A 26984-nucleotide genomic window follows, 5' to 3' on the forward strand; every position below is an offset into this window, starting at 1 on the left:
CATCTGGCCTCCATCGGGCCCACGACACGTTCCAGGATAAAAAAATGCATCGTTACCGCAGCCACACCTGTGCCGCTCTCCGCAAGTCCGACGTCGGCGAAACCGTTCGCCTTTCCGGTTGGGTTCATCGCGTGCGAGATCATGGCGGCGTTCTCTTCATCGACCTTCGCGACCATTACGGCATCACCCAGGTCGTCGCCGATCCGGACAGCCCGGCCTTCAAGGTTGCCGAAACCGTGCGCGGCGAATGGGTCATCCGCATCGACGGCCTCGTCAAGGCGCGCTCGGAAGACACCGTCAACAAGGGCATGGCGACCGGCGAGATCGAGCTTTACGCGCAGGAAATCGAGGTTCTCGGCGTTGCCAAGGAACTGCCGCTGCCGGTCTTCGGCGAGCCTGACTATCCTGAAGACGTTCGCCTGAAATACCGCTTCCTCGATCTTCGCCGCGAAACGCTGCACAAGAACATCGTCAAGCGCACGCAGATCATCTCCGCCATGCGCACCGGCATGGCCGATGCCGGCTTTGCCGAATATACGACGCCGATCCTCACCGCTTCCTCGCCGGAAGGCGCGCGCGACTTCCTCGTGCCGTCGCGTATCCATGAAGGCAAGTTCTTCGCGCTGCCGCAGGCGCCGCAGCAGTATAAGCAGCTTCTGATGGTGGCCGGTTTCGACCGTTATTTCCAGATCGCGCCGTGCTTCCGCGATGAAGACCCGCGCGCCGACCGCCTGCCGGGCGAATTCTACCAGCTCGACGTCGAAATGAGCTTCGTGACCCAGGAAGATGTCTGGACCACGATGGAGCCGATGATGACGGCCGTGTTCGAGAAATTCGCCGAAGGCAAGCCGGTTACGAAACAGTGGCCGCGCATTCCCTATGACGAGGCGATCCGCAAATATGGTTCCGACAAGCCGGACCTGCGCAACCCGATCGTCATGGAAGCCGTGACCGAACATTTCGACGGTTCGGGCTTCAAGGTCTTCGCCAACATGATCGCTTCCAACCCCAAGGTTCAGGTCTGGGCCATTCCGGCCAAGACCGGCGGCTCGCGCGCTTTCTGCGACCGCATGAACGCATGGGCACAGTCTCAGGGCCAGCCCGGCCTCGGCTACATCTTCTGGAAGGAAGAGGACGGCAAGGTCGGCGGTTCCGGTCCGCTCGCCAAGAACATCGGCGAAGAACGCACTGAGGCGCTGCGCACGCAGCTCGGCCTTGAGGCGGGTGATGCCTGCTTCTTCGTCGCCGGCGATCCGGCCAAGTTCTACAAATTCGCAGGCGAGGCGCGCACCCGCGCTGCCGACGAACTGAACCTGATCAACCGCGACCGCTTCGAAATGTGCTGGATCGTCGACTTCCCCTTCTTCGAATATAACGAGGAAGAAAAGAAGATCGATTTCGCCCATAACCCCTTCTCGATGCCGCAGGGCGGTCTGGAAGCGCTGGAAGGGCAGGATCCGCTCTCCATCAAGGCGTTCCAGTATGACGCGGTCTGCAACGGCTTCGAAATCGCCTCCGGCTCGATCCGTAACCAGTCGCCTGAGCTGATGGTCAAGGCCTTCGAAAAGGTTGGCCTGTCGCAGAGCGATGTGGAAGAGCGCTTCGGCGGTCTCTACCGCGCCTTCCAGTATGGTGCGCCGCCGCATGGTGGCTGCGCATTCGGCATCGACCGCGTCGTCATGCTGCTGGTCGGCGCGAAGAACCTGCGCGAAATCACGCTGTTCCCGATGAACCAGCAGGCGCAGGACCTCCTGATGAACGCGCCGTCGCCAGCAACGCCGACCCAGCTTCGTGAGCTGGCGCTGCGCGTCGTTCCGTCCAAGAAAGACTGATATGGTGAAGACGCTGCTCGACCGCGTTCGTGCAGCCTTCACCCGTGCATTGGCGGCCGCACTTGCGGCCGCTTTTGCGTTCTGGGTCGCGCACCGGTGGCTGGGCCACCCGCAACCCGTCTTTGCCGCAATCAGCGCGCTTATCTGCCTTGCTCCGGGAATTCCAAGCCATGTTCGTCAGGGCCTTGGCCTGATGGTCGGTGTCACCATCGGCATTCTCGTCGGAGAGATTGCGCTCCTTGTCCCGCATGACTTCGCTGAAATCCGGTTGGCCTCGGCGACCTTCATCGCCATGATTCTTGCGTCCATGTTCGGTCTGCCGCCGGTCGTGCCGATACAGGCTGGTGCCTCGGCCATGCTGGTGCTTTTGATGGGGCCGCAGGCTGCCGGTTTTGTCCGTTTTGTCGATGTGATCGTGGGTGTGGCGACCGGTGTGGCCGTAGCGCTCGTCTTCTTTCGCGAGCGGCTGAAGCTCTAGCGGTCTTGTCATAAAACCTTAATTAAACTGACAAATCCGGTAGAGGAGTTCTTAAACCTTCTCAATCATTCATCCCATCGTGAAATCTGCAAACGAGGGTTGAATGTTTTCGCTGATCTCGACGTTTAAAATTGCGCATCGCGTATCCATGCTCGCACTGGCTGCGCTGTGCGGGATCGCCGTCATCGCGGGCATGCTGCTCTGGCAAAGACAGATGGAGGCGCGTTATCGCGTCGCCGAAGAGACGCTGATCGAGCGGGACGGGGTGCTGGCGGCGCTGGAGGACGGCTTGCATGAAAGCCGTCTTCACCAGAGAGATTTTCTGCTGACCCGCGATATGAAATCCGTTGCGCGGTTTGACCAGACGATGGGCCAGGTTCGGCAATCTTTGAACCATCTTGCAGACGAGGCTACACCGCAGACCCGGACGCGGCTCGAAACGCTCGCGCAGGGTGCTTCGACCTATTCCGACCGCATGAAGGCGCTGGTCGCCAAGAACGCGGAACTGGGCCTCACGCCTGCCGAGGGCCTTGAGGGCGCCATGCGCAATGGCGTGAATTCCATCGAAAAAATCATCGACGTCGTCGCCAATGCCGAAATCCGCGCCAGCATGCTGATGATGCGCCGGCACGAAAAGGATTTCATCCTGCGGCGGGATGAGGCCTATGTCGCAAAACACGCGGCCGAGGTGGAGACCTTCAAGGCGCTGGTGAAGCTGGAATATCGGCCGGGCGCCGAGCGTCAGCGCATCATGGATGCACTGGAAATATACACCGCCTCCTTCCGCTTTTATGCTCAGGCCGTGCTGGAGGAGGAGAAGGCGCGCGAAACCGTCGCCTCCGCCTATAATGCGCTGCTGCCCGTGGTCGCAGAGATTTCCACCATTTACCGGCAGGAGCGGGAAGCAAGCGCTCTCGAGAACAGCGCCGCGGCGGATAGAACGGTTTCGATTGTCGTCGCCCTTATCGCGCTCACCGTCGCGAGCCTTTTTGTCGGGGTCTATCTCATCGGCCGTTCGATAACCCGCCCGGCGACCGCGATTACCGGAGCGATGCGCCGTCTGGCCGAGGGCGAAACGGAATTTGCCGTTCCCGGTCTACACCGCCGGGACGAATTCGGCGCCATGGCCCACGCATTGGAAATCTTCCGGCAGGCGGCCATCGCAAAAATCGAACTGGAGGCGCAGGCGCTCGCGGCCCGGCAGCAGGCCGAAGCCGAAAAGGCCCGGTTCCAGCGCGAGGCGGAAACCGAAGCGCAGGCAAGGCTGATGCAGGCGACGACCGGCCTTGCGGCCGCACTTCGCCGCCTTGCCGACGGCGATCTCTCCTTCGAACTGAACGAGCCTTTCGCCCCGGATTTCGAAGCCCTGCGTCACGATCTCAACCGTACGATCCGCCAGCTCGATGCCGCCATGTCCGGCGTCGTGCAGTCTAGCGTGGCGATTGATGGCGGCAGTCAGGAAATCAGCCAGAGTGCCGCCGATCTCGCGCGCCGCACCGAGCAGCAGGCCGCCTCGCTGGAGGAAACCGCCGCCGCGCTGGATGAACTGACGGCGAATATCCGCATTTCGGCGGAGCGTGCGGTGGAAGCCCGCGCGGTCGCCCATTCGACCGACGAGGACGCCAGCCGCACGGCAGACCTCGTTGTCGATACGATCATGGCGATGGAGAAGATCGAGCAATCGTCAGGCCGTATCGGCAATATCATCGGCGTCATCGACGAGATTGCCTTCCAGACCAACCTTCTTGCGCTCAATGCCGGCGTGGAGGCGGCGCGCGCAGGCGAGGCGGGGCGCGGTTTTGCCGTCGTCGCGCAGGAGGTCAGGGAACTGGCGCAGCGCTCTGCGAAGGCCGCCGCCGAAATCAAGCTGCTTATCCATGCCTCCGGTACAGAAGTGAAGGACGGCGCGCGCTTCGTGCGGGAAACCGGCGCGGCCCTGTCGCGCATTGGCGGCTCGGTGAAGACGATCAACCACCATATCGAAGCCATCGCCGCCGCGACGAAAGAGCAGTCGCTGGGGCTCTCCGAGATCAACACCGCGGTCAATCATCTCGATCAGGGCACGCAGCAGAACGCCGCCATGGTCGAGGAAAACAATGCCGCCAGCGCCATGCTGGCGGGCGAGACGGCGCGTCTCAAGCAACTGGTCCATCAGTTCCGTCTGGGCGATGCAGAAATGCGGGAGTATGGCGGGCGCGAAGCGGCCTGAGGCATACGATCGCAGACATCGAAAGCGGGCGTGCAACTTGCGGCCCGCTTTTTTGCTGTTTATAGGTGAGTTACTCACCACGGACCCGGTGAAACCCCGGGTGGCTCTTCTGGCCGCCGATCCGCCAGACAACGCAAAGCACCGACATTTCATTTCAATCTACCGGACATGGCTCCGGCCGGTGCGTCATTCTTTGCGAAAAAATCAGATGAACAGATTTCAGACTTACAGACGTGAGTGGTTTTCCAATATTCGCGGCGATCTCCTTTCCGGCATCGTCGTGGCACTCGCCCTCATTCCCGAAGCCATCGGCTTTTCCGTCATCGCCGGGGTCGATCCGAAGGTGGGATTGTTCGCCTCCTTCGCCATCGCCTGCGTTTCCGCCTTTACCGGTGGCAGACCGGGCATGATCTCGGCGGCAACCGCCGCCACCGCCGTCCTGATGGTCACGCTCGTCAAGGAACACGGGCTGCAATATCTCTTCGCCGCCACCATTCTCATGGGCGTGCTGCAAATTCTGGCGGGCCTTGTGAAACTCGGCCGGGTGATGCGCTTCGTCTCGCGTTCGGTCATGACCGGCTTCGTCAACGCGCTGGCGATCCTGATCTTCATGGCGCAATTGCCCGAGCTGATCGGCGTGCCGGTCGAAACCTACGTCATGATCGTGGCCGGTCTTGCGATCATTTATCTCTTCCCGCTGGTCACGAAGGTCGTGCCATCGCCGCTGGTCGCCATCATCGTTCTCACCTGTGTCGCCGTCTTCTCCGGTATGGATATCCGCACGGTCGGCGATCTCGGTGAGTTGCCCTCGACGCTGCCGATATTCGCCCTGCCGCAGGTGCCGCTGACCTTCGAGACGCTGCAGATCATCTTTCCCTATTCCGTCGCGCTCGCCGCCGTCGGTCTTCTGGAATCGCTGCTGACGGCGCAGATCGTCGATGACATGACGGATACCGGCAGCAACAAGAGCCGGGAATGCATCGGGCAGGGGACAAGCAACATCGCCTCCGCCCTCATCGGCGGCATGGGCGGCTGCGCCATGATCGGCCAGTCCGTCATCAATGTCAGTTCCGGCGGTCGTGGCCGCTTGTCCACTTTCGTCGCGGGTGCGTTTCTGCTGTTCCTCATACTGGTGCTGGATGATCTCGTGCGTATCATTCCCATGGCCGCGCTGGTGGCGGTGATGATCATGGTCTCCATCGGCACATTCTCGTGGCGATCCATCCTCGATCTGCGCCGCAACCCGCCATCCTCCAGCATCGTCATGCTGGTGACGGTCGGCACGGTGCTTGCGACCCATGATCTTGCAAAGGGCGTGTTGGCCGGCGTCCTTCTCTCCGGCGTGTTTTTCGCAGGCAAGGTTTCAAAGCTTTTCCATGTCCGGCCGGAGCTTTCGGCCGATGGCCGGGAGCGGATCTATCGCGTCGATGGCCAGATTTTCTTTGCCTCGACGGAAAGCTTCATTGCCGCCTTCGATTTTGCCGAAGAGGTTGAGGCGGTGACAATCGATGTCACGCAGGCGCATCTGTGGGATATTTCCGCGGTCGGTGCGCTGGACAAGGTGGTCCTGAAATTCCGCAAGGCCGGCAGGCGGGTCGAGGTGATCGGCGTCAATGAGGCGAGCGCCCACATGATCGACCGTTTCGCCCTGCACGATAAACAGGGTGCGGCGGCAGCCCCGCTGCATTGAGTATAAATGAAAAGTCCCGACGTAACCGGGGCTTTAAACGACTGACAAACGGAAACCTTTCCTCCGTCATGCCGGACTAGATCCGGCATCCAGCCACGGCGCGTCTGCGCTGTGTGAAGAGTCTATTCAGCCCAAGGACTTGGGCTGGCTGGACCCCGGATCAAGTCCGGGGTGACGGGTGCGGACGAAACATATTCGCCATACACACAGGGTGTTATGGACCGCATCAATAATAAAAGCCCCGGCATGACCGGGGCTTTTTTAGTTTTATTCGTTTGCCGTCACCGTGACGCCGAGCATTTTCGGCAGGGTGTTCGGTGCGCCCATCGCAGCGCCCATGATCATCGGGAACGGAACCGGCTTTTCCGGCTCCGCCGTGATCGAGAAGTTCTTCGGATTGTCGACATAGGCGTTGACGGCCGCCGACACCATGTTCTGCAATTCCGGCACGTTGAGCGAGGCCATCATGATCGGGGCCATGCCCTTGATGGTCTGGGCAAGCTGATCACCCGTCATGCCCTGCTGGCTTGCCGCATAGTCGATGGCGCGCTTGGTGATGCTGGCGTCTTCGAAGCTGATTTCAGCGTTGATGAAGGAGAGCTGCTGCATCAGGCCGAGCATGGCGAGACTTGCTGCCTGGTCCGCCTGTTCCTTGTTCGGATTGGCGGCCTGCGCCTTCACCGTCTCCTGCATCGACTTGATGAAGGCGAGCGTGTAGCCGGAGAAACCGAACGACATGTTCAGGCGGCCGACATCATCGAGGTCGATGGCATATTCTTCAACATCGATAGTACCGGAGGCCACTTCCCAGCTGCCGCTCATGGTCATGTCGCCGGAGAGCGCCTGCAGCTTCAGCTTTTCGATCGCGTCCTTGGTCGCAGGATCAGTGACTTCGCTGAGATCGGCCTTGAAACCGGAAGCGTCGAGTTCGAAGCCGATAGAGTTCTTGTCATCGCTGACCGACATCGTCGCGCTGGTTTCCTCAAGCGAGAAAGCCGGTTTGCCGTCGATGGAAACGGAAACCGGACCGCTATGTGCTTCGTCGTAGAACATCAGCGCATCGACGGTGCCGGTGGTGGAGTCTGCGGGAATGACGAGACCGGACATGTAGATGTCGCTTGCCTTGATCTCCACATTTTCCTGCTTGTAGTCGATATTGTCGAAGCGGGCGTTCTTGATCTTGTAGCCGCCGTTGTTTTCCTCGACGCCTTCGAGCGTGACATTACCGACCGGGATCTTCTTGGCCGGATCGGCGACCGCGTTGAAGGTCACGCTGTTCAGGGTCACCGTCGAGCCGTTGACGGCGACGGAGCCGGCGGCGATCTCGCCGCCCTGTGCGGCATAGGCCGCATTGATCTTCTTCAGCACATCCCCGCCATCCAGCGCAAAAGCCGGCGCCGAAAGCGTAAGAAGCGCGGCGCTCGCGAAAAGAACCTGCCGGGTGGATTTCAGTCTCATGATGTTTCTTCCCTCAACGTACGGCTGTGTACCGTGTTCGAATTCGAATGCTGATACTTATATTCGCGATTATTCAAAGGTCTATAGGATTTAGATCGATTCCCATGACGGCGGCATTGCGGCATTTGCAACGCGGTTAACAAAAAATCGCATGAAAGGGTTGCGTTCATCCACAGGCGCGACCCCCGAATTTCTTGCCGGGAATCGGCATTTCCGCTAGTCAAGCACCATGGGAAAAAATCTTGTACCTCCGTCCGGCGGAGACGATAACATTCATCCGGTCGATTTGAAGGCGGCGCTTGAAGAGCGCTACCTCGCTTACGCCTTGTCCACGATCATGCATCGTGCGCTGCCGGATGTGCGCGACGGCCTGAAGCCGGTTCACCGCCGCATCATTCATGCCATGAGTGAAATGGGCATTCGCCCCAACTCGGCCTTCAAGAAATGCGCCCGTATCGTCGGTGACGTGATCGGTAAATTCCACCCGCATGGCGACCAGTCGGTCTATGATGCGCTGGTACGTCTCGCGCAGGATTTCTCGCAGCGTTATCCGATCGTCGACGGGCAGGGCAATTTCGGCAATATCGATGGCGACGGCGCTGCCGCCTATCGTTACACCGAAGCGCGCATGACCGAGGTTGCGGCGCTGCTGCTCGAGGGCATCGGCGAGGATGCGGTGGATTTCCGCGCCACCTATAACGAGGAAGACGAGGAACCCGTCGTCCTGCCGGGCGCTTTCCCCAATCTGCTCGCCAACGGCGCCTCCGGTATTGCGGTAGGCATGGCGACGTCGATCCCGCCGCATAACGCCCATGAACTTTGCGACGCGGCGCTTTACCTCATCAAGCATCCCGATGCGACGGTGGAAAAGCTGGTGGAATTCATTCCCGGCCCCGACCTGCCGACCGGCGGCGTGATTGTCGAAAGCCGCGAGAATATTCTCGATGCCTATAAGACCGGTCGTGGCGGGTTCCGCGTGCGCGCCAAGTGGGAAACGGAAGATCTCGGCCGTGGCGGTTACCAGATCGTCATCACCGAAATTCCCTTCCAGGTGCAGAAATCGCGCCTGATAGAGAAGATCGCCGAGCTGCTGATTGCCCGCAAGCTGCCGCTTCTCGAGGATATTCGCGACGAATCGGCCGAAGACGTGCGCATCGTGCTGGTGCCGAAGAGCCGTACCGTCGATGCGACGCTGCTGATGGAATCGCTGTTCCGCCTGTCGGACCTCGAAAGCCGCCTGCCGCTCAACATGAACGTGCTGTCGCTCGGCAAGGTGCCGAAGGTGATGGCGCTGAACGAGGTGCTGAGCGAGTGGCTGGCCCACCGCAAGGACGTGCTGGTCCGCCGTTCCCGCCACCGTCTGGCGGCCATTGATCGCAGGCTGGAGATTCTGGGCGGCCTGCTCGTTGCCTATCTCAATCTCGATGAGGTCATCCGCATCATCCGCGAGGAGGATGAGCCGAAACAGGTGATGATGGCCAAGTGGTCGCTCACCGACAATCAGGCCGAAGCCATCCTCAACATGCGGCTGCGCAACCTGCGCAAGCTCGAAGAATTCGAAATCCGCAAGGAATTCGACGAACTCAGCAACGAGAAGGCTGAAATCGAGGGGCTGCTTGCCTCCGATGACAAGCAATGGCAGACCGTCGCCTGGGAAATCGGCGAGGTCAAAAAGAAATATGCCAAGGCAACCGAGATCGGCCGCCGCCGCACGCAGTTCGCGGATGCGCCGGACGCCGATATCGAGGCCATCCAGCAGGCGATGATCGAAAAGGAACCGGTCACTATCGTCATCTCGCAGAAGGGCTGGATCCGGGCGCTGAAGGGACACATGTCCGACACCTCGTCGCTCACCTTCAAGGAAGGTGACGGACCGAAACTCGCTTTCCCGGCGCAGACGACCGACAAGCTGTTGCTGCTGACGACGGGCGGCAAGGCCTATACGCTCGGCGCCGACAAGCTGCCGGGCGGTCGCGGTCATGGCGAGCCTATCCGCATCATGGTCGACATGGAAAACGATCAGGACATCCTGACCGCCTTCGTGCACGATCCATCCCGCAAGCTGCTGCTCGTCTCCACGGCCGGCAACGGTTTCATCGTACCCGAGAGCGAAATGGTCGCGAATACCCGCAAGGGCAAGCAGATCATGAATGTCTCGATGCCCGATGAAGCCAAGCTCGCGGTGCCGGTCACGGGCGACCATGTCGCCGTCGTCGGCGAAAACCGCAAGCTCCTGGCCTTCCCGCTTTCGCAGATACCGGAAATGTCGCGCGGCAAGGGTGTGCGCCTGCAGCGCTACAAGGATGGTGGCGTCGTCGACGTCAAATGTTTCGCGCTTGCCGAAGGCTTGTCTTGGTCCGACACGGCCGGGCGTCTCTTCAATAAGGTGGGTGAAGAACTGCGCGAATGGCTGGCCGACCGCGCAACGGCAGGCCGCACCGTGCCGAAGGGCTTTCCGCGCAGTGGGAAGTTTGGCGGCTGATATTTGAATGTCGTCCCGGGGCTGTCCCGGGACGTTTTCAATCTCATGTGTTTGGCAATCAAACCACCGAGTGCTTATGACTTCGCGAGCGCTTTTAAAGCAACGTGGTACTTGCGCATCGCGTGCCGTGCATGTTCCAGCTGACGATCAAAGTCACCTGTTGCTTCTTCGTTCGGGCTCTCAGCAGTTCGCAATTCAAGTACGTTGCCGTCAGTTCTTGAACTGAGAACGTCGCCAATCTTCCAGCCAAGCCGTTTAAGCATATCCTTCGGGATGACGACGCCTGCCTCTTCACCGAACTCGCAAATGGTTGCTTTCATCTGAAATACTCCAAGTTTGATTGGAGTTTAGCATGCGATTTTGACGGTTGGACCAGCCCGTTACTTTTCTTCCGGCGTATAAACCTCCCACCCGCGCGGTGTCAGATGCTCCTGCGGATGGTAGCGGGTCTTGTAGCCCATCTTTTCCGAACCATCGACCCAGTAGCCGAGATAGACATGCGGCAGGCCAAGCGCGCGGGTGCGGGTGATGTGATCGATGATCATGAAGGTGCCGAGCGAGCGTTTTTCCAAATCGGGATTGAAGAAGGAATAGACCATCGACAGGCCGTCGCTCATCACGTCGCTGAGCGCCACGGCCAGAAGTTCGCCGCGCTTGCTGGAATCGATGCCGGAGCCGGGTTCGCGCACGCGGTATTCGATGATGCGGGTGTTCACATGCGTGTCTTCCACCATGATCGCATAGTCCAGCGCCGACATGTCGGACATGCCGCCCGACTGGTGGCGGTGGTCGAGATAGCGACGAAACAGGGCGAATTGTTCGGTGGAGGGCTCGGCGGCATGAACGGTGGCGACGACATCCCTGTTGGCGGCCAGAACGCGCCGCATCGATTTCGTCGGCTGGAACTGTTCGGTCAGGATACGCACGGAGACGCAGGCGCGGCAGTTTTCGCAGGCCGGGCGATAGGCGATGTTCTGCGAGCGCCTGAAACCGCCCTGGGTCAGAAGATCGTTCATTTCCGAAGCGCGCGGGCCGACCAGATGGGTGAAGACCTTCCGCTCCATCTGGTTCGGCAGATAGGGGCAGGTGGCCGGCGCCGTAAGATAGAATTGGGGAGAGGGCGTCGCCTGCGTGTTCATCGAACCGTGATCGCCTCCTGCGTCTGTTATGAAAGCGCGCCGCGATTTCACGGGGTTGGCGGCGACGCTTCAAGCGACATGCATAATGTCACAGAATGGCAAAATGCCGGAAAACGTCAACTGCGAGATGCGGCATTTGCGGGGTTTGAAAGCCACGTTTGCGTGGCTTTCCGCAATATCAGCGCGTTCTGACGATGACGGTGCCGAGCAGGAAGTCGTGAGCGAGGCGCGAGCGCTCGGTAAACAGGCCTGCAAGCAGGATCAGCGGCGTCAAAACCGAGTTGATGATCCAGAAAAGCACGATGTGAACGGTCGACAGCAGGAAATCGATTCGCCGCCCGTCCATCCGCGCCATGGCTATTCCCATCGCCCGCATGCCTGGGGTCGCCTGCGAGGGGCCACCAAGCGTCATGCCGAAATAAAGCACCGCAACGATGACGAACAGCGCCGGGAAGAGGAACCACCCGAGGCCGAAGGTAATCACGCCGAGAAAGAACACGATCACAGCCGCTGGAATGCACAGCAGGAGAACGATCGCATAATCGATCAGGAACGCGAAGACCCGCCGGCTCAGGACGCCGCTATAGGCGCGCCAGTCATCCGGTGCGGCATAAGTGGGGTTCTGTTCGAGGCTCATCGGTCGTTTTCTCCTGAGAGGGTATGACAGCGCGGCATGAGTGCCGTGTCAGCAGACAATATGGGAAGAAAACGACCGAATACAATAAGTGCAGGCCTCAGCCCTTTGCGAGTTTGCGTGCGGCCTCGATAGCGAAATAGGTGAGAACACCATCGCAACCGGCACGCTTGAAACAGAGAAGCGTTTCCATCATCACGCGCTCGCCATCGATCCAGCCGTTCATCGCGGCTGCCTTGATCTGGGTATATTCGCCGGACACCTGATAGGCGAAGGTCGGCAGGCCGAAATTTTCCTTCAGCCGCCAGCAGATGTCGAGATAGGGCAGGCCGGGCTTGACCATCAGCATATCCGCTCCTTCCTCCACGTCGAGCGCCGCGTCGCGGATTGCCTCCATGCCGTTGGCAGGGCTGATGTAATAGCTGTTCTTGTCGCCCTTCAGCAGGCCGGCCGTGGAGATGGCCTCGCGATAGGGACCGTAATAGCCGGAAGCGAATTTCGTCGCATAGGCCATGATGCCGACATTCTGGTGCCCGGCGGCATCGAGACCGCGACGGATGGCGCCGATACGGCCATCCATCATTTCGGATGGAGAAATAATGTCCGATCCGGCTTCCGCCTGCAGGATCGCCGCCTTGACGACCTGTTCTACCGTCTCGTCATTGACGATCTCGTCGCCGCGCAGAATGCCGTCATGGCCGTGGCTGGTGAAGGGATCGAGCGCGACATCGGTGATCATGCCGATATTGGGAACGGCTTTTTTGACGGCGATGGTTGCCTGATTGATGAGATTATTCGCCTCGAGCGCGTTGGAACCGGTCTCGTCACGCAACTCCATTTCGATGTTCGGGAAGGTCGCGATTGCCGGAATGCCGAGATCGGCGGCTTCTTTTGCGGCTTCGACCAGTTTGTCGACGCTCATCCGGTTAACGCCCGGCATCGCCGGAATGGGATCGAGAATATTGCTGCCCGGCACGATGAAGACCGGCCAGATGAGATCGTCGACGGTCAGCCGGCTTTCCTGTACCAGACGGCGCGTCCAATCCGCCTTGCGATTGCGCCGCATGCGACGATGGCCGGTGATCTCGTCGACCAGATGCGTTTTGTCCTGCATGTAAGAATGTCCTTCGATCAAATTTGGAAAGCTGCATAGCATGAAGCTTGGCCCATGCGAATGCGACAATCTTCCCTCATTGACGTCCTGCGATGACGATGATGCTTTGACAAGGCAGGCGGCGGGATTCAATATGGGCTGGTCGCCCGTTCGTCGAGACCGTATCTTCCGGCCATGGAACCTGATTCTCAACCTCTGCCGAAACGCCCGCTTACGGAAATCCTCTTTCTGGTCTTCATGAGGCTGGTCGCGGTTTCCTGTTTCTGGTTCGGCCTGCAATATTGGGCGATGCTGACGGGCTATTCGCTTGGGGGGCATGGGCGGTTCGATATGCTGAACCTGCCCTGGCGCGTGGCCGGCAGCGCGCTGGCCGTTATTTTCCCTGTCGCGGCACTCGGTCTGTGGCTCGGGGCCTCCTGGGGCGCGGTTATGTGGGTCATGGGCGCGGGTGCGCAGATAGCCATGTATAAGGTGTGGCCGCATATCTTCGGCGCCAACACGCTCGTACCCGTCATGCACGGCCTTGTGGCAACCATTTATATACTATTCCTGGTCGCTTTCTGGCTGGATCAGCGCCAGAATGAAGAACGCGCAAGAATTGATTTACCATAAGAATAAAGCAATTCGGCCTGATTTTGGGCCGTATTTCATGGATAAGTCATTGATTTATAATAGATGACCTTGGGCCATTCCCGCTTCGCCACAAGTTGGGCCCTCCGGGGAAAATGCAGGTAACCATTTGTTAATCGTAGCTTTTAAGTAGAATTTTATGCGCATTGATTAGGTTCTCACTCAAGGCGGGAGACAAACAAACACACCGCCAAACAAAACAGTGAGGCAGTCATGATCAATAGCAAAGTTAAGCCCCAGGCCGTTGTTGCCGATGCACATGAAGATACCATCCGCTCGCTCTACATGGAGTCGCTGCACCTGGTGGAACGTCTCCACCGCCGCCTCCTCGATGTCATCAAGGATGAGTTCGACCGTCAGGGTCGCGATGACGTCAACGCCGTTCAGGCCCTGCTGCTGTTCAACATCGGCAATTCCGAACTGACGGCCGGCGAGCTTCGTTCCCGCGGTTATTACCTCGGCTCGAACGTCTCCTACAACGTCAAGAAGCTGGTCGACCTCGGCCTCATCAACCACCAGCGCTCGCGTGTCGACCGCCGCTCGGTCCGCATCAGCCTGACGGAAAAGGGCCAGGAAATCGCCGAAACGGTTGCCCGCCTTTATGAACGCCACGTCGGTTCGATCGAAAAGGTCGGCGGCATCGGCACCGGCGAGTTCTCCGAAATGAACAAGCTGCTGCAGCGCCTCGATCGCTTCTGGAACGACTCGATCGCTTACCGCCTGTAATATCGCGACGGTTTCACTGTTTAAGCCGGGAGCATCCTTTTGCTCCCGGCTTGCGGATTCCGCGTTGTGCGTTTTTGCGTGTCAAGCCCATCCCTTTATCGAGCCTTCGCCCTGTTTTTCAGGCGAACAAAGCTTCGTGAGAATAGGTCCGTGACACGAATCGGCCATATTGATATGGGACCGGCAAGGTTGAAGGAGCCGGCTGTTTCTCCTGCTGTCGCGGCAAGTCCCGACTGTTCTGCCAGACAATGGCGCCCAACGAATGGGTGTTGAGTATTACCAGCCGGCAGACACGTTGTACGTGTTTGTTAATCATATTGATTTAGGCATTGTTGAGAATGCCGAAGAGAGTGGCTGGTAGGTAGAATGACAAAGAAATCCGTTTCCGATTCCGTATCGCGCCGCGCGCTTCTGCGTTCGGCCGTTTCCGTTGGCGCTGCCGCGCTTGCCGCGCCGGCCTTTGCGCAGAACGCGCTCAACGATCTCATGGGCTCTTCGCGCCGCGGCAACTGGGATGACCAGTTCGATGCCAATACGTCGCGTTCGGCCGTGGGCGTCGTTTCCAACAATCCGGTTCTCGGACGCGAAGCGCCGGTCTACATGCAGCAGGCGATCATGCAATATCAGCAGATCGTGCAGAATGGCGGCTGGCCGGAAGTGCCCGCGTCCCAGCAGCGTCTCCAGATCGGCGTCTCCGATCCTTCCGTACAGGCGCTGCGCCAGCGCCTGATGGTTTCGGGTGACCTGCCGCGTGAAGCCGGCATTTCCAGTGCCTTCGATAGTTACGTCGATGGCGCGCTGAAGCGTTTCCAGGCCCGTCATGGCCTTCCGGCCGATGGCGTCAGCGGCGAATACACCACGAAGGCGCTCAATGTTTCCGCGCAGATCCGTCTGGCGCAGTTGCAGACCAACCTCGTTCGCATCCAGTCCATGTCCGGCGATCTCGGCCAGCGTCACCTGATGGTGAATATCCCGGCGGCCGCCATCGAAGCCGTTGAAAATGAACGCGTTGTGCTGCGCAACACGGCCGTCGTCGGCCGCGCCAGCCGCCCGACCCATGTGATCAATTCCAAGATTTACGAAGTCATCCTCAACCCTTACTGGACCGCGCCGCGCTCGATCGTCGAAAAGGACATCGTGCCGCTGATGCAGAAGGACCCGACCTATCTGGAGCGGAACAACATCCGCCTCATCGACGGCAAGGGACAGGAAGTTTCGCCAACCGCAGTCGACTGGTTCGCGCCGAAGGCTCCGAACCTGATGTTCCGTCAGGACCCCGGCAAGATCAACGCCATGTCGTCCACGAAGATCAACTTCCACAATCCGAACAACGAATATATGCACGACACGCCGCAGCAGGGCCTGTTCAACAAGCTGATGCGTTTCGAATCCTCCGGCTGCGTGCGCGTGCAGAACGTGCGCGACCTGACGAGCTGGCTGCTGCGCGACACGCCCGGCTGGTCGCGTCAGGAAATGGAGCGCGTCATCGCCACCCGCGTCAACACGCCGATCAAGCTGGCGCAGGAAATCCCGGTCTATTTCGTCTACATCACCGCCTGGTCGGCGAAGGACGGCGTGGTGCAGTTCCGCGACGACATCTATGAAAAGGACGGCAACGCCGAACTGGCGCTCAACACCACGAGCGGCATGGAACAGCCCGCCGGCCCGGTGGATGACGATCTGTTGCCGCGCAACTGATCCGGCATCGCCGCCATTTCATTCCATCACCATGAGCCGCACCTTCGGGTGCGGCTTTTTTCTTGGCGATTTTCTGAAAACATCTGTCGTTTTTTGTCGCAACGTCGCAGTTTGACGGGCAAATCTCGCTGCCCGTATTGCTCTTGTCGGGGCAGGGCGCTAAGACGCCATCGCATTACTGTTTCAGGAGCCTTCACCATGTCGAACACAGATGCTTTCTTCTCCCGTCCGCTTGCCGATGTCGATCCGGAAATTTTCGGCGCGATCGAGAAGGAACTGGGTCGCCAGCGCCACGAGATCGAACTGATCGCCTCGGAAAACATCGTTTCCCGCGCCGTGCTCGAAGCGCAGGGTTCGATCATGACCAACAAATATGCGGAAGGTTACCCGGGCAAGCGTTATTACGGCGGCTGCCAGTTCGTCGACATCGCTGAAGAACTCGCCATCGAACGCGCCAAGAAGCTGTTCGGCGTCAACTTCGCCAACGTCCAGCCGAACTCCGGTTCGCAGATGAACCAGGCCGTGTTCCTCGCGCTCCTGCAGCCGGGCGATACCTTCATGGGTCTCGATCTGAACTCGGGAGGCCACCTGACGCATGGTTCGCCGGTCAACATGTCCGGCAAGTGGTTCAATGTCGTCTCCTACGGCGTGCGTGAAGGCGACAATCTGCTCGACATGGACGAGGTGGAGCGTAAGGCCAAGGAACACAAGCCGAAGCTCATTCTCGCCGGCGGCACCGCCTATTCGCGTGTCTGGGACTGGAAGCGCTTCCGCGAGATCGCCGATGAAGTCGGCGCCTACCTGATGGTCGACATGGCGCACATCGCCGGTCTCGTCGCCGGTGGCCAGCATCCGTCGCCGTTCCCGCACTGCCATGTCGCCACCACCACAACGCACAAATCGCTGCGCGGCCCGCGCGGCGGCATGATCCTCACCAATGACGAGGATCTGGCCAAGAAGTTCAACTCGGCCGTCTTCCCCGGCTTGCAGGGCGGCCCGCTGATGCACGTCATCGCCGCCAAGGCCGTCGCCTTCGGTGAAGCTCTGAAGCCGGAATTCAAGGACTATGCCGCACAGGTCGTCAAGAACGCCAAGGCGCTGGCCGAAACGCTGGTCGAAGGCGGTCTGGATGTCGTCTCCGGCGGCACCGATAACCACCTGATGCTGGTCGATCTTCGCAAGAAGAACGCCACCGGCAAGCGCGCCGAAGCAGCGCTCGGCCGCGCCTACATCACCTGCAACAAGAACGGCATTCCTTTCGATCCGGAAAAGCCTTTCGTCACCTCCGGTGTCCGTCTCGGCACGCCGGCCGGCACGACGCGCGGTTTCAAGGAAGCGGAATTCCGCGAAATCGGCAAGCTGATCGTCGAGGTTCTCGATGGTCTGAAGGTTGCCAATTCGGATGAGGGCAACGCCGCCGTCGAGGCTGCGGTGCGTGAAAAGGTCGTCGGCCTGACGGACCGTTTCCCCATGTATCCGTACATGTAAGAGAAAGGACGAAGATGCGCTGCCCTTTTTGCGGTTCTGAAGACACGCAGGTCAAGGACTCGCGTCCGGCGGAGGACAATACCTCCATCCGCCGGCGGCGCATCTGCCCCGATTGCGGCGGCCGCTTCACGACCTATGAGCGCGTGCAACTGCGCGAGCTGATGGTCATCAAGAAAAGCGGCCGCAAGCTGCCCTTCGACCGGGAAAAGCTGGTGCGATCCTTCGAGATCGCCCTGCGCAAGCGCCCGGTCGATCGCGACCGGATCGAGCGTGCCGTCTCCGGCATCGTTCGCCGCCTGGAAAGTTCGGGCGAGACGGAAATTCCCTCGGAAGAAATCGGCCTGCAGGTTCTCGAAGCGCTGAAGAGCCTCGATGATGTGGCCTTCGTGCGTTACGCCTCGGTCTATCGCGATTTCAGCCATGCCGAGGATTTCGAAAACGTCATCGCCGAAATCAACGCCAAGATCGCCCGCGATACGGACGCCGGAGTCTAGCCGTGACCACCCGCGCCGATGACGAAAGATTCATGGCAAGGGCAATCGAGGTTTCGCTTCGCCACCAGGGCCAGACGCTTACCAACCCTTCGGTTGGCTGTGTTCTCGTCAAAGACGGACAAATCATCGCTGAAGCCGTGACCGCCATAGGCGGCCGCCCCCATGCCGAACGGCAGGCGCTGGAAATCGCCGGCGAGGCGGCGCGCGGCGCGACCGCCTATGTGACGCTCGAACCCTGCTCGCACTGGGGCAAGACCCCGCCCTGCGCCAATGCCCTGGTGGAATATGGCGTCGCCCGCGTCGTGGTGGCGGTGGATGATCCGGACGAGCGTGTTTCCGGCCGTGGTTATGCGATTTTACGGGATGCCGGCATTGTCGTGGAAACCGGCCTGTTGCGGGATGAGGGGAAGAGGGCGCTGGCCGGTTACCTCACGCGTCAGGTGAAAAAACGCCCGCATGTGATTCTGAAACTTGCCGTTTCCGCCGATGGCATGATCGGCAGGAAAGGCGAAGGGCAGGTGGCGATTACCGGTCCCGAGGCGCGCCATGCCGTGCATGAACTGCGCGCGCGTTGCGATTGCATCCTTGTGGGGATTGGCACGGCGATTGCCGACGATCCGGAACTGACGGTGCGTATCGCCGGCATGGAACAGCGTTCCCCGGTGCGGATCGTGCTGGACCGGCAGTTTGAGTTGCCGTTGACATCGAAGCTGGTGAAGACAGCGCGGGAGGTGCCGGTGATCGTTGCGGCGATACCCCCCTCTGCCCTGCCGGGCATCTCCCCCTCAAGGGGGGAGATCGATGGAGCGCCACTCCGCCCTGCATCGACGGGAACAGAGGGTGCACCACCGGCGCAATTTGAACGAGCGGCTAGCCCCTTGCCGATCTCCCCCCTTGAGGGGGAGATGCCCGGCAGGGCAGAGGGGGGTAGCCGCGACCGCCGTCGCCAACTTCTGGAAAACGCCGGCGTCCAGATCCTCGAAGCCCCAACGCTCGAAAACCTCCTCCACATCCTCGCCGAAAGCGGCATGTCGGAACTTCTGGTCGAAGGCGGCGCCTTTGCCGCAAAATCATTCCTTGAAGCAGGATTGGTGGACCGTATCATTCTGTTCGAAAGCCCGGTCGTGATCGGCGAAGGCGGCATTGAAACGCCGCTCAAGCGTGCCGATATTCCGGGCGACTATGCTCTGGTCAGCGAGACCGCCTATGGGCGGGATCGTTGCTTCGATTATGAAAGGCCGATTTGATGTTTACCGGAATTGTCACCGACGTCGGAACCGTTTCCGAGCTGGAAGCTCTGGCCGAAGGTGTGCGTCTGCGGGTGGCGACCAATTACGACCCCAAGACCATCGATATGGGCGCATCGATCTCCCATGGCGGCGTCTGCCTGACGGTGACGAGACTGCCGGAAGACGGCAGCAATGAGCGCTGGTACGAGGTCGAGGCCTGGGAAGAGGCGCTGCGCCTGACGACGATTGCCGGCTGGCAAAAGGGCACCCACATCAATCTGGAGCGGGCGCTGAAGATCGGCGATGAGCTTGGCGGCCACATCGTCTCTGGCCATGTCGATGGCAGGGCGGAAATCCTTTCGGTGGAATCGGAAGGCGAGGCGGTGCGCATCCGTCTGCGCGCGCCGGAGCATCTGGCGAAATTCGTGGCGCCCAAGGGTTCCGTGGCGCTCGACGGCACCTCGCTGACCGTCAACGCCGTCGAAGGCACGGACTTCGACGTGCTGTTGATCCGCCATACGCTGACCGTCACTACATGGGGCGAACGCCAGCCGGGCGATTTCGTGAATTTCGAAGTCGATACCATGGCGCGTTATGCCGCAAGGCTTGCGGAATTTCCCTCAGCATGAGCTGGAGTGCTGGCTCGGCGGTTTATTATCGCTGACACCTCTCCCTCTCGTCATTCCGGCCTTGAGCCGGAATCCAGCCAGCCCAAGTCCTTGGGCTGAAAATAGTTTTTCCGCCGCGCAGACGCACGTCGACTGGATTCCGGCTCAAGGCCGGAATGACGGAAGGGCTTTATCGTCGTCCAGCGTGGCGACAGATCAATTCTTGTCAGACACTCTGCTTCCGATTGACGCGCAAACGTTATAAAGACGTCTTTAGGCCCAAACGGGGTAGGGGAAATACATCATGCCGTCCTTCGAACTGCTGACAGCCTTTTTCGTAACCACCGCTTTGTTTGCCTATATCCCCGGTCCGGCCATGCTTTATGCGGCGGCGCAGACCATGGCGCGCGGACGGTTTGCCGGGCTGATGGCGGTGCTTGGTATCCATGTCGGCTGCTATTTCCACATTTTTGCCTCTGCGGCAGGGCTTTCGGTGCTGTTTCAGGCCGTGCCGTGGCTTTATCTCGCGGTAAAGCTCTGCGGTGCGCTTTATCTCGTCTGGCTCGGTTTCTCGATGCTGCGCAGCAAGCTTGAGGGCGAGGCGGTCAATCTGACCATCGAGCCGAAATCGGCGCGCCGCGCCTTCATCGACAGCATCATCGTCGATGTGCTCAATCCGAAGACGGCGCTGTTCTTTCTGGCCTTCCTGCCGCAATTCGTGGACCCTGCGGCGGCCTTTCCGGTCTGGCTGCAATTGCTGATCCTCGGCATCGCCGTCAATTTCATTTTTTCCTCGGCCGATCTTGTCGGCGTGCTTCTCGCAGGCGCCATGGTTGGGCGTTTGAAGCGTTCCGGGGCGGTGCAGGTGCTCGCTCGCCGCGCTGCCGGAACGGTGCTGATGGGGCTTGGCGTCCATCTCGCCTTCCAGAAAACCTGATTGACGCGAAGCCGCGCCGGAAGGCGTGAAACCCGGCCAAATGCCCCGCAAACGCGGCCTCTTGCGCCGCTGATACATGAAATTACTTGCCAAAAATGGCCAGCCGTGGTTTGACCGCCGCAAAAGCCGGTATGATCCGGCATTAAGCTTTTCAGGAAAATATCATGTCCAAACCCCATCTTCTTATCGTGGAAGCACGTTTTTACGACGATATGGCGGATGCCCTTCTCGAAGGCGCGAAATTCGCGCTCGATGAGGCTGGCGCCACCTATGATGTCATCACCGTTCCCGGCGCGCTGGAAATCCCCGCCGCCATCGCCATGGCGCTTGACGGTGCTGACAATGACGGCACGGAATATGACGGTTTCGTTGCGCTCGGCATGGTAATCCGCGGCGAGACCTACCACTTCGACATCGTCTCCAACGAATCCTCCCGCGCCCTGATGGATCTCGCCGTCAGCGAATCGCTGCCGATCGGCAACGGCATCCTCACCGTCGAGAATGACGAGCAGGCATGGGCGCGCGTGCGTCGTTCCGACAAGGATAAGGGCGGTTTCGCGGCGCGTGCGGCGCTGACGATGATCGAGCTGAAGAAAAAACTGGGTGGCTGAACGCATGTCGAATGTTGAAAATGGCGGCGAACCGCGCCAGCCCTCGGTAAAGCCCGCCAACCAGCGCGGCGCGGCCCGCCTTGCGGCCGTGCAGGCGCTTTACCAGATGGATGTCGGCGGAACCGGCGTCATGGAAGTCGTGGCCGAATACGAGGCGCACCGTCTTGGGCAGGAAGTCGATGGCGATACCTATCTGAAGGCCGACCCGTCCTGGTTCCGTTCCATCGTCTCCGGCGTCGTTCGAGATCAGACGAAGATCGACCCGCTGGTGCGCTCCGCCCTTCTGGAAGACTGGCCGCTATCGCGCCTCGATGCCACCGTGCGCGCCATCCTGCGTGCAGGCACTTTCGAGATTCTGGAGCGCAAGGACGTGCCGGTCGCCGTCATCGTCACGGAATATGTCGAAATCGCCCGTGCTTTCTTTGAACACGACGAGCCGAAGCTGGTGAATGCGGTACTTGACCGCATTGCCAAGCAGGTGCGCGGCGAGGCAAAACGCTAAAAAAACTTAGGTGAGGAAGACATGAGCGCCGTTTCCGTCCCCGGACTTGAAGTTCAACTGGACGAGGCGAAGCGCAATGTCTTCCTCCTCACCATCGCGCAGGCGATCATGGGGTCGGCTGCGCCCTTAAGCTTTTCGGTCGGCGCGCTTGCCGGCTACCAGCTACTCGGCGCGGACAAGTCGCTGGCGACCGCGCCTCTCACCGGCTTCAATATCGGCGTTGCGCTCGGCGCGATCTGCGTGGCCGCCGCATCCCGCTTCCTCGGCCGCAAGGCAGGCTTCATGGTCGGCGCGCTGATGTGCTCCATCGGCGGCGGCATTGCCGCCGTGGCGCTCTTCCGTTCGGATTTCTGGCTGTTTGCGGTCGGCCTGCTGCTGATCGGCATTTCCGGCGGCTTTACGCAAAAAATCCGTTTCGCCGCAGCCGACGCCTCTCCATCTTTCTACAAGCCGAAGGCGATCTCCTGGATTCTGGCGGGCGGCATCATTTCCGCCATCGTCGGGCCGCAACTCGCCATCTTCGGCAAGGACCTGCTTGCGCCGGTCACCTTTGCCGGCGCTTTTCTGGCGCTCGTTCCGCTCGGCCTCGTTTCGATCGCCATTCTGGCATTTCTGAAATTGCCCGACCCCAAGGCGGCTGCCGCCCATGTCGAATCGGTAAGGCCGCTGTCGGAAATCGTCCGCACGCAGCGTTTCGTCACCGGCATGATCTGCGGCATCGGTTCCTATGCCCTGATGACTTTCATGATGACCGGCGCACCGCTTGCCATGGTGGTCGGCTGCGGTTTCCCCACCGAACTCGCCACGCTCGGCATCCAGTGGCACGTTCTCGCCATGTTCGGCCCGAGCTTCTTCACCGGCATGCTGATTTCCCGATTCGGTGCGGAAAAAATCGTTGCGGCGGGCCTCATCGTGCTGATGGCTTGCGCCATCGTTGCCCATATGGGCATCGAGCTGTGGAATTTCTGGGCGGCGCTCATCCTGCTCGGCCTAGGCTGGAATTTCGGCTTCATCGGCGCAACCGCCATCATCACCTCCAGCTACCGCCCGCATGAGGCGGACAAGGTGCAGGGTTTCCACGATATTGTGCTGTTTGGCACCGTGGCCCTGTCATCCTTCTCTTCCGGCAAGGTGTTTACGGCCTGGGGCTGGTCGGTGATGAACCTCGTCATCTGGCCGGTTGCCGGGCTTTGCCTCCTGCTTGTCCTGTCGCTCGTCCTGACAAGCCGCAAAAAAGCAGCCTGAGTCGCGCGCCGCACTCTACTCCTTTCAAGTTTCAGGCAAATTTGTGGGCTTGACGCGGCACCTCGCGCCAACGCAATCTCCGCTCCGAGGACATTTTTCCTTGGGAGGGGAACAAATGCCCAAGACGGGATTTGGGACAGGCCGTCCGCATCTCCCTGCACAAGGTTTCGCCACGCCGGGGAGGGAGTGAGACCCGGCCTTTTGGGAGGTAAGTGCGCATGACCGTAATACCCATAGTAATTTTATGCGGTGTCCTGTCCGTCGTTTACGCGGTATGGGCCACCAAAAGCGTTCTCGATGCCGATCAGGGCAACGAGCGTATGCGTGAAATAGCAGGTTTTATCCGTGAAGGTGCGCAGGCTTATCTCACCCGTCAATATCTCACCATCGCCATCGTCGGACTGATCGTCGCCATTCTGGCCTGGTATCTTCTGTCATCCATGGCAGCCATCGGCTTCCTCGTCGGCGCGGTGCTTTCAGGCGTTGCCGGCTTCGTCGGCATGCATGTCTCCGTGCGCGCCAATCTGCGCACCGCGCAGGCCGCCTCGCACAGCCTTTCCGCCGGTCTTGATATCGCTTTCAAGTCGGGCGCCATCACCGGCATGCTGGTGGCGGGTCTCGCGCTGCTCGGCGTCTCGATCTATTATTTCATCCTCACCTCGGTGATGGGCCATCCGGCCGGATCGCGTGAGGTGATCGATGCGCTGGTGTCGCTCGGCTTCGGCGCATCGCTGATCTCCATCTTTGCCCGCCTCGGCGGCGGCATCTTCACCAAGGGTGCGGATGTCGGCGGCGATCTCGTCGGCAAGGTCGAGGCCGGCATTCCCGAGGACGACCCGCGCAACCCGGCAACCATTGCAGACAATGTCGGCGACAATGTCGGCGATTGCGCCGGCATGGCGGCTGACCTCTTCGAGACCTATGCCGTCTCTGTCGTCGCGACCATGGTTCTCGCCGCAATATTCTTTGCCGGAACGCCGATACTGGAAAGCGCCATGGTCTATCCGCTGGCGATCTGCGGCGCCTGCATCCTGACCTCGATTGCCGGCACCTTCTTCGTGAAGCTCGGCACCAACAATTCCATCATGGGCGCGCTCTACAAGGGCCTGATCGCCACCGGCGTCTTCTCGGTTGCCGGTCTTGCGGTCGCCACTCATGCGACGGTCGGCTGGGGCACGGTAGGCACGGTGGCCGGCATGGAAATCACCGGCACCAATCTCTTCTTCTGCGGATTGGTAGGCCTCGTCGTGACGGCGCTGATCGTCGTCATCACCGAATATTATACCGGCACCAACAAGCGGCCGGTCAACTCCATCGCCCAGGCGTCTGTCACCGGCCATGGCACCAACGTCATCCAGGGCCTTGCGGTCTCGCTGGAATCGACGGCGCTGCCGGCCATCGTCATCGTCGGTGGCATCATCGGAACCTACCAGCTCGGCGGCCTGTTCGGCACGGGCATCGCGGTCACCGCCATGCTCGGCCTCGCCGGTATGATCGTGGCGCTCGACGCCTTCGGCCCGGTCACGGACAATGCCGGCGGTATCGCCGAAATGGCCGGTCTCGATCCTGACGTGCGCAAGGCGACCGATGCGCTGGACGCCGTCGGCAACACCACCAAGGCCGTCACCAAGGGCTATGCCATCGGCTCTGCCGGTCTCGGCGCATTGGTGCTGTTCGCCGCCTATGCCAATGACCTCTCCTATTTCGCCGCCAATGGCGATACCTATCCCTACTTCAAGGACATTGGCGAGATTTCCTTCAGCCTCGCCAATCCTTACGTGGTTGCCGGTCTGCTGTTCGGCGGCCTCATCCCCTATCTCTTCGGCGGTATCGCCATGACGGCGGTGGGCAAGGCGGCAAGCTCGATCGTCGAGGAAGTGCGCCGCCAGTTCCGCGAAAAGCCGGGCATCATGGCCGGAACGGAAAAGCCTGACTACGGCAAGGCCGTGGACCTGCTGACACGGGCGGCGATCAAGGAAATGGTCATCCCGTCGCTCCTGCCGGTTCTGGCGCCGCTCGTCGTTTATTTCGGCGTGCTGGCCATTTCCGGCTCCAAGGCGTCTGCCTTCGCGGCACTTGGCGCATCGCTGCTTGGCGTCATCATCAACGGCCTCTTCGTGGCGATTTCCATGACCTCCGGTGGCGGCGCATGGGACAATGCCAAGAAGAGCTTCGAAGACGGTTTCATCGACAAGGACGGCGTGCGCCACGTCAAGGGTTCGGACGCCCACAAGGCGTCGGTGACGGGCGATACGGTCGGCGATCCCTATAAGGATACCGCCGGTCCCGCCGTCAACCCGGCGATCAAGATCACCAATATCGTGGCGCTGCTGCTGCTTGCGGTTCTTGCCCACTGAGGGCTTAGGTTCCGACCAATGAAAAAGGCCCGGGGAGCGATCCCCGGGCCTTTGAATTTTCCGTTTCTTATTCCGATCAGGGGGTGTTGTTGCCCTGACCCAGAATGCTCTTGGCGATATTGGCGCCCGAGGTGCCGCCGGAAAGCAGCTGCTGCAGGAAGGTGAGGTCCTTGCCGCCCGTCGGCGTGGTGCGCGAAATCGTGTCGAAGACCTTGCCGTCCTGCAGCGTGTAGTTGGCCTTGCGCTCGATCACGCCGTCCTTGTTGAAATAGATCGCGAGAATGTTCTGCTCGACCAGCGCCGGCTTCATGAAGGCCGCGCGGCGCACACGCTTCTGCGAGATGTAATAGAAAACCTCGTTGCCGAAGGTCGCGGTGGTGGAGGGCGTGCCCATGGTCAGCAGAACCTGCTCGCGGCTCGAACCTTCCGGGATCAGCTGGAGCGACTGCTCGTCCATGACATAGCCGTTATGGAACACATCGGTCGTGCTGCTGCAGGCGGAAAGCAGGCCGGATGCGAGGACGATTGCGATGGCGGTCTTGCTCAGAACATTGCCGTGACTTGCGGATTTCTGCTTGCTCAACTGCTTTTCCCCGACTGCGATCATGAATGGCACCTTCCGGCATTGCGTGGTGCACAGTGTCTGTGCACATGATTGTGTCAATCCGGGGACGGAAAATCCCGGTCACTCCCCAAATTCAATGCTTTCCCGGTCTTTTGGAACTCCTCCGGTTCTCTTCGACTGTTTCAGGCGAAAGACGAACGTGACCGCGACAGCATTGCAATTCGTGGATGCTTCGGTAAACCAGCTTTGACGATCATGCAACAAGGGCGATGGGCGGTAAGCGAATTCACCCGTCCCGTTCGGAAAAAAAACGATGATATTCGGGCTGTTCAAGAAGAAAAACAACAATCGCGCCATTGTCGACCGGCAATATGCGACTTTGACCGCCGCTGCCCGCACGCCCGCTTTCTATCTCGATCTCGGTGTTCCCGATACGGTCATGGGCCGCTTCGAGATGCTGTCGGTCATCATGATTCTCTATTTCCGCCGCACCAAATCCTCCGATGTCAGCGGACAGGAAATTGCCCAGGAGATCGTCGACGCCTTTTTTCAGGACCTCGATCATTCCATCCGCGAATTGGGAATCGGCGATCAGGGCGTGCCGAAGCGCATGAAGAAATTCGCCGGCATGTTCTATGGGCGGCTCGAATCCTATGCGGCGGCGCTGGATGCTTCCGACCGCGTTGCCCTTGCCGCGGCGCTCCGGCGCAATATATATCCGCAGGTAGATGAGAAGGCGCCCGAGATGGAGGGGCTGGCAGGCTGGATGATGGACGCATCCACGCAACTTGCCGCCCAGTCCGAAGACACAATAGCAACCGGAAGCCTTACGCTGCCCTTGCCTGGACGATGAGGTTC

The 26984-nt window shown here is 60.1% G+C and carries 24 protein-coding genes and 1 other annotated feature; of the genes, 18 read left to right on the forward strand and 6 right to left on the reverse strand.

The features are described from left to right. Nucleotides 1-44 precede the first annotated feature (44 nt). The 4 genes from aspS to FGF54_RS04370 all read left to right on the forward strand — a co-directional run bounded on the left by aspS (nucleotide 45) and on the right by FGF54_RS04370 (nucleotide 6209). The gene (gene aspS, locus FGF54_RS04355) at nucleotides 45-1832 is read left to right on the forward strand and encodes an aspartate--tRNA ligase (RefSeq protein ID WP_142779023.1); all 1788 of its coding nucleotides are present in this window, start codon (nucleotides 45-47) and stop codon (nucleotides 1830-1832) included. A 1-nt stretch (nucleotide 1833) separates the two neighbouring features. Beyond that, nucleotides 1834-2310: an aromatic acid exporter family protein gene (locus tag FGF54_RS04360; protein WP_125145901.1), complete on the forward strand. Its 477-nt coding sequence runs from the start codon at nucleotides 1834-1836 to the stop codon at nucleotides 2308-2310. Between the two features lie 103 nt (nucleotides 2311-2413). Beyond that, nucleotides 2414-4519, forward strand: coding sequence for a methyl-accepting chemotaxis protein (locus FGF54_RS04365; RefSeq protein WP_142779024.1), 2106 nt, complete (start codon nucleotides 2414-2416; stop codon nucleotides 4517-4519). Between the two features lie 78 nt (nucleotides 4520-4597). Further along, nucleotides 4598-4653, forward strand: a sequence feature (sul1 is cis-regulatory element that is thought to sense ions involved in sulfur or methionine metabolism; They are found in Alphaproteobacteria). 74 nt (nucleotides 4654-4727) lie between these two features. Continuing rightward, nucleotides 4728-6209, forward strand: a complete 1482-nt coding sequence (locus FGF54_RS04370; protein WP_142779025.1) for a SulP family inorganic anion transporter — start codon at nucleotides 4728-4730, stop codon at nucleotides 6207-6209. Nucleotides 6210-6476: 267 nt separating this feature from the next. On the opposite strand, the gene FGF54_RS04375 is transcribed toward FGF54_RS04370, so the two are convergent. Then, nucleotides 6477-7667 carry a hypothetical protein gene (locus FGF54_RS04375; protein WP_003520791.1) on the reverse strand — a complete coding sequence of 397 codons (1191 nt, stop codon included), beginning with the start codon at nucleotides 7665-7667 and terminating at the stop codon, nucleotides 6477-6479. A 229-nt stretch (nucleotides 7668-7896) separates the two neighbouring features. On the opposite strand from FGF54_RS04375, the gene parC reads away from it, so the two are divergent. Further along, nucleotides 7897-10149, forward strand: coding sequence for a DNA topoisomerase IV subunit A (gene parC, locus FGF54_RS04380; protein ID WP_142779026.1), 2253 nt, complete (start codon nucleotides 7897-7899; stop codon nucleotides 10147-10149). 74 nt (nucleotides 10150-10223) lie between these two features. On the opposite strand, the gene FGF54_RS04385 is transcribed toward parC, so the two are convergent. The 4 genes from FGF54_RS04385 to hemB all read right to left on the reverse strand — a co-directional run bounded on the left by FGF54_RS04385 (nucleotide 10224) and on the right by hemB (nucleotide 13036). Next, a complete protein-coding gene (locus FGF54_RS04385; protein ID WP_142779027.1) occupies nucleotides 10224-10469 on the reverse strand; it encodes an AbrB/MazE/SpoVT family DNA-binding domain-containing protein in 246 nt (81 codons plus the stop codon). Between the two features lie 60 nt (nucleotides 10470-10529). Further along, nucleotides 10530-11288, reverse strand: coding sequence for an arginyltransferase (locus tag FGF54_RS04390; RefSeq protein WP_003520795.1), 759 nt, complete (start codon nucleotides 11286-11288; stop codon nucleotides 10530-10532). 178 nt (nucleotides 11289-11466) lie between these two features. Beyond that, nucleotides 11467-11925: an RDD family protein gene (locus FGF54_RS04400; RefSeq protein ID WP_142779028.1), complete on the reverse strand. Its 459-nt coding sequence runs from the start codon at nucleotides 11923-11925 to the stop codon at nucleotides 11467-11469. Between the two features lie 97 nt (nucleotides 11926-12022). Beyond that, entirely contained in the window at nucleotides 12023-13036 is a 1014-nt protein-coding gene (gene hemB / locus FGF54_RS04405) for a porphobilinogen synthase (protein WP_003520798.1), read from the reverse strand. Nucleotides 13037-13210: 174 nt separating this feature from the next. Here hemB and FGF54_RS04410 point away from each other — a divergent pair, with 174 nt between their 5' ends. The 12 genes from FGF54_RS04410 to FGF54_RS04470 all read left to right on the forward strand — a co-directional run bounded on the left by FGF54_RS04410 (nucleotide 13211) and on the right by FGF54_RS04470 (nucleotide 25561). Continuing rightward, complete coding sequence (locus FGF54_RS04410) at nucleotides 13211-13648, forward strand: DUF6163 family protein (RefSeq protein ID WP_003496683.1); 438 nt, start codon at nucleotides 13211-13213, stop codon at nucleotides 13646-13648. 234 nt (nucleotides 13649-13882) lie between these two features. Next, the gene (gene ldtR / locus FGF54_RS04415; protein WP_026363448.1) at nucleotides 13883-14392 is read left to right on the forward strand and encodes a transcriptional regulator LdtR; all 510 of its coding nucleotides are present in this window, start codon (nucleotides 13883-13885) and stop codon (nucleotides 14390-14392) included. A 366-nt stretch (nucleotides 14393-14758) separates the two neighbouring features. After that, nucleotides 14759-16090 (forward strand): murein L,D-transpeptidase, encoded by a 1332-nt coding sequence (locus tag FGF54_RS04420; protein ID WP_003520799.1) that lies wholly within the window; start codon nucleotides 14759-14761, stop codon nucleotides 16088-16090. A gap of 198 nt (nucleotides 16091-16288) precedes the next feature. Next, entirely contained in the window at nucleotides 16289-17578 is a 1290-nt protein-coding gene (gene glyA, locus FGF54_RS04430) for a serine hydroxymethyltransferase (RefSeq protein WP_020809946.1), read from the forward strand. A gap of 14 nt (nucleotides 17579-17592) precedes the next feature. Then, nucleotides 17593-18072: a transcriptional regulator NrdR gene (gene nrdR / locus FGF54_RS04435; protein WP_003496675.1), complete on the forward strand. Its 480-nt coding sequence runs from the start codon at nucleotides 17593-17595 to the stop codon at nucleotides 18070-18072. Nucleotides 18073-18074: 2 nt separating this feature from the next. Then, the gene (gene ribD / locus FGF54_RS04440; RefSeq protein ID WP_142779030.1) at nucleotides 18075-19319 is read left to right on the forward strand and encodes a bifunctional diaminohydroxyphosphoribosylaminopyrimidine deaminase/5-amino-6-(5-phosphoribosylamino)uracil reductase RibD; all 1245 of its coding nucleotides are present in this window, start codon (nucleotides 18075-18077) and stop codon (nucleotides 19317-19319) included. After that, nucleotides 19319-19930, forward strand: a complete 612-nt coding sequence (locus FGF54_RS04445) for a riboflavin synthase (protein ID WP_142779031.1) — start codon at nucleotides 19319-19321, stop codon at nucleotides 19928-19930. Before ribD ends, FGF54_RS04445 begins: the two co-directional genes overlap by 1 nt. Before the next feature lie 283 nt (nucleotides 19931-20213). Then, complete coding sequence (locus FGF54_RS04450) at nucleotides 20214-20846, forward strand: LysE family translocator (RefSeq protein WP_142779032.1); 633 nt, start codon at nucleotides 20214-20216, stop codon at nucleotides 20844-20846. A 164-nt stretch (nucleotides 20847-21010) separates the two neighbouring features. Next, nucleotides 21011-21457 carry a 6,7-dimethyl-8-ribityllumazine synthase gene (locus FGF54_RS04455; protein ID WP_020809943.1) on the forward strand — a complete coding sequence of 149 codons (447 nt, stop codon included), beginning with the start codon at nucleotides 21011-21013 and terminating at the stop codon, nucleotides 21455-21457. Nucleotides 21458-21461: 4 nt separating this feature from the next. Next, complete coding sequence (nusB, locus tag FGF54_RS04460) at nucleotides 21462-21959, forward strand: transcription antitermination factor NusB (protein WP_004441180.1); 498 nt, start codon at nucleotides 21462-21464, stop codon at nucleotides 21957-21959. A 21-nt stretch (nucleotides 21960-21980) separates the two neighbouring features. Continuing rightward, complete coding sequence (locus FGF54_RS04465) at nucleotides 21981-23204, forward strand: MFS transporter (protein WP_142779033.1); 1224 nt, start codon at nucleotides 21981-21983, stop codon at nucleotides 23202-23204. Between the two features lie 218 nt (nucleotides 23205-23422). After that, the gene (locus tag FGF54_RS04470; RefSeq protein ID WP_003520807.1) at nucleotides 23423-25561 is read left to right on the forward strand and encodes a sodium-translocating pyrophosphatase; all 2139 of its coding nucleotides are present in this window, start codon (nucleotides 23423-23425) and stop codon (nucleotides 25559-25561) included. Between the two features lie 76 nt (nucleotides 25562-25637). Here the strand turns inward: FGF54_RS04470 and FGF54_RS04475 are convergent, their stop codons facing one another. Continuing rightward, nucleotides 25638-26168, reverse strand: coding sequence for an outer membrane protein assembly factor BamE (locus FGF54_RS04475; protein WP_003520808.1), 531 nt, complete (start codon nucleotides 26166-26168; stop codon nucleotides 25638-25640). A 271-nt stretch (nucleotides 26169-26439) separates the two neighbouring features. Here FGF54_RS04475 and FGF54_RS04480 point away from each other — a divergent pair, with 271 nt between their 5' ends. Beyond that, entirely contained in the window at nucleotides 26440-26979 is a 540-nt protein-coding gene (locus FGF54_RS04480) for a ubiquinol-cytochrome C chaperone family protein (RefSeq protein WP_035261628.1), read from the forward strand. Nucleotides 26980-26984: the final 5 nt, after the last annotated feature.

It is taken from the genome of Agrobacterium sp. T29 (assembly GCF_006970545.1).
Taxonomy (GTDB): Bacteria; Pseudomonadota; Alphaproteobacteria; order Rhizobiales; family Rhizobiaceae; genus Agrobacterium; species Agrobacterium leguminum.

Coding starts and splice junctions, on each gene's coding strand:
- aspS (WP_142779023.1), top strand. CDS start 45: ATGCATCGTTACCGCAGCCACACCTGTGCCGCTCTCCGCAAGTCCGAC.
- FGF54_RS04360 (WP_125145901.1), top strand. CDS start 1,834: ATGGTGAAGACGCTGCTCGACCGCGTTCGTGCAGCCTTCACCCGTGCA.
- FGF54_RS04365 (WP_142779024.1), top strand. CDS start 2,414: ATGTTTTCGCTGATCTCGACGTTTAAAATTGCGCATCGCGTATCCATG.
- FGF54_RS04370 (WP_142779025.1), top strand. CDS start 4,728: ATGAACAGATTTCAGACTTACAGACGTGAGTGGTTTTCCAATATTCGC.
- FGF54_RS04375 (WP_003520791.1), bottom strand. CDS start 7,667: ATGAGACTGAAATCCACCCGGCAGGTTCTTTTCGCGAGCGCCGCGCTT.
- parC (WP_142779026.1), top strand. CDS start 7,897: ATGGGAAAAAATCTTGTACCTCCGTCCGGCGGAGACGATAACATTCAT.
- FGF54_RS04385 (WP_142779027.1), bottom strand. CDS start 10,469: ATGAAAGCAACCATTTGCGAGTTCGGTGAAGAGGCAGGCGTCGTCATC.
- FGF54_RS04390 (WP_003520795.1), bottom strand. CDS start 11,288: ATGAACACGCAGGCGACGCCCTCTCCCCAATTCTATCTTACGGCGCCG.
- FGF54_RS04400 (WP_142779028.1), bottom strand. CDS start 11,925: ATGAGCCTCGAACAGAACCCCACTTATGCCGCACCGGATGACTGGCGC.
- hemB (WP_003520798.1), bottom strand. CDS start 13,036: ATGCAGGACAAAACGCATCTGGTCGACGAGATCACCGGCCATCGTCGC.
- FGF54_RS04410 (WP_003496683.1), top strand. CDS start 13,211: ATGGAACCTGATTCTCAACCTCTGCCGAAACGCCCGCTTACGGAAATC.
- FGF54_RS04420 (WP_003520799.1), top strand. CDS start 14,759: ATGACAAAGAAATCCGTTTCCGATTCCGTATCGCGCCGCGCGCTTCTG.
- glyA (WP_020809946.1), top strand. CDS start 16,289: ATGTCGAACACAGATGCTTTCTTCTCCCGTCCGCTTGCCGATGTCGAT.
- nrdR (WP_003496675.1), top strand. CDS start 17,593: ATGCGCTGCCCTTTTTGCGGTTCTGAAGACACGCAGGTCAAGGACTCG.
- FGF54_RS04445 (WP_142779031.1), top strand. CDS start 19,319: ATGTTTACCGGAATTGTCACCGACGTCGGAACCGTTTCCGAGCTGGAA.
- FGF54_RS04450 (WP_142779032.1), top strand. CDS start 20,214: ATGCCGTCCTTCGAACTGCTGACAGCCTTTTTCGTAACCACCGCTTTG.
- FGF54_RS04455 (WP_020809943.1), top strand. CDS start 21,011: ATGTCCAAACCCCATCTTCTTATCGTGGAAGCACGTTTTTACGACGAT.
- nusB (WP_004441180.1), top strand. CDS start 21,462: ATGTCGAATGTTGAAAATGGCGGCGAACCGCGCCAGCCCTCGGTAAAG.
- FGF54_RS04465 (WP_142779033.1), top strand. CDS start 21,981: ATGAGCGCCGTTTCCGTCCCCGGACTTGAAGTTCAACTGGACGAGGCG.
- FGF54_RS04470 (WP_003520807.1), top strand. CDS start 23,423: ATGACCGTAATACCCATAGTAATTTTATGCGGTGTCCTGTCCGTCGTT.
- FGF54_RS04475 (WP_003520808.1), bottom strand. CDS start 26,168: ATGATCGCAGTCGGGGAAAAGCAGTTGAGCAAGCAGAAATCCGCAAGT.
- FGF54_RS04480 (WP_035261628.1), top strand. CDS start 26,440: ATGATATTCGGGCTGTTCAAGAAGAAAAACAACAATCGCGCCATTGTC.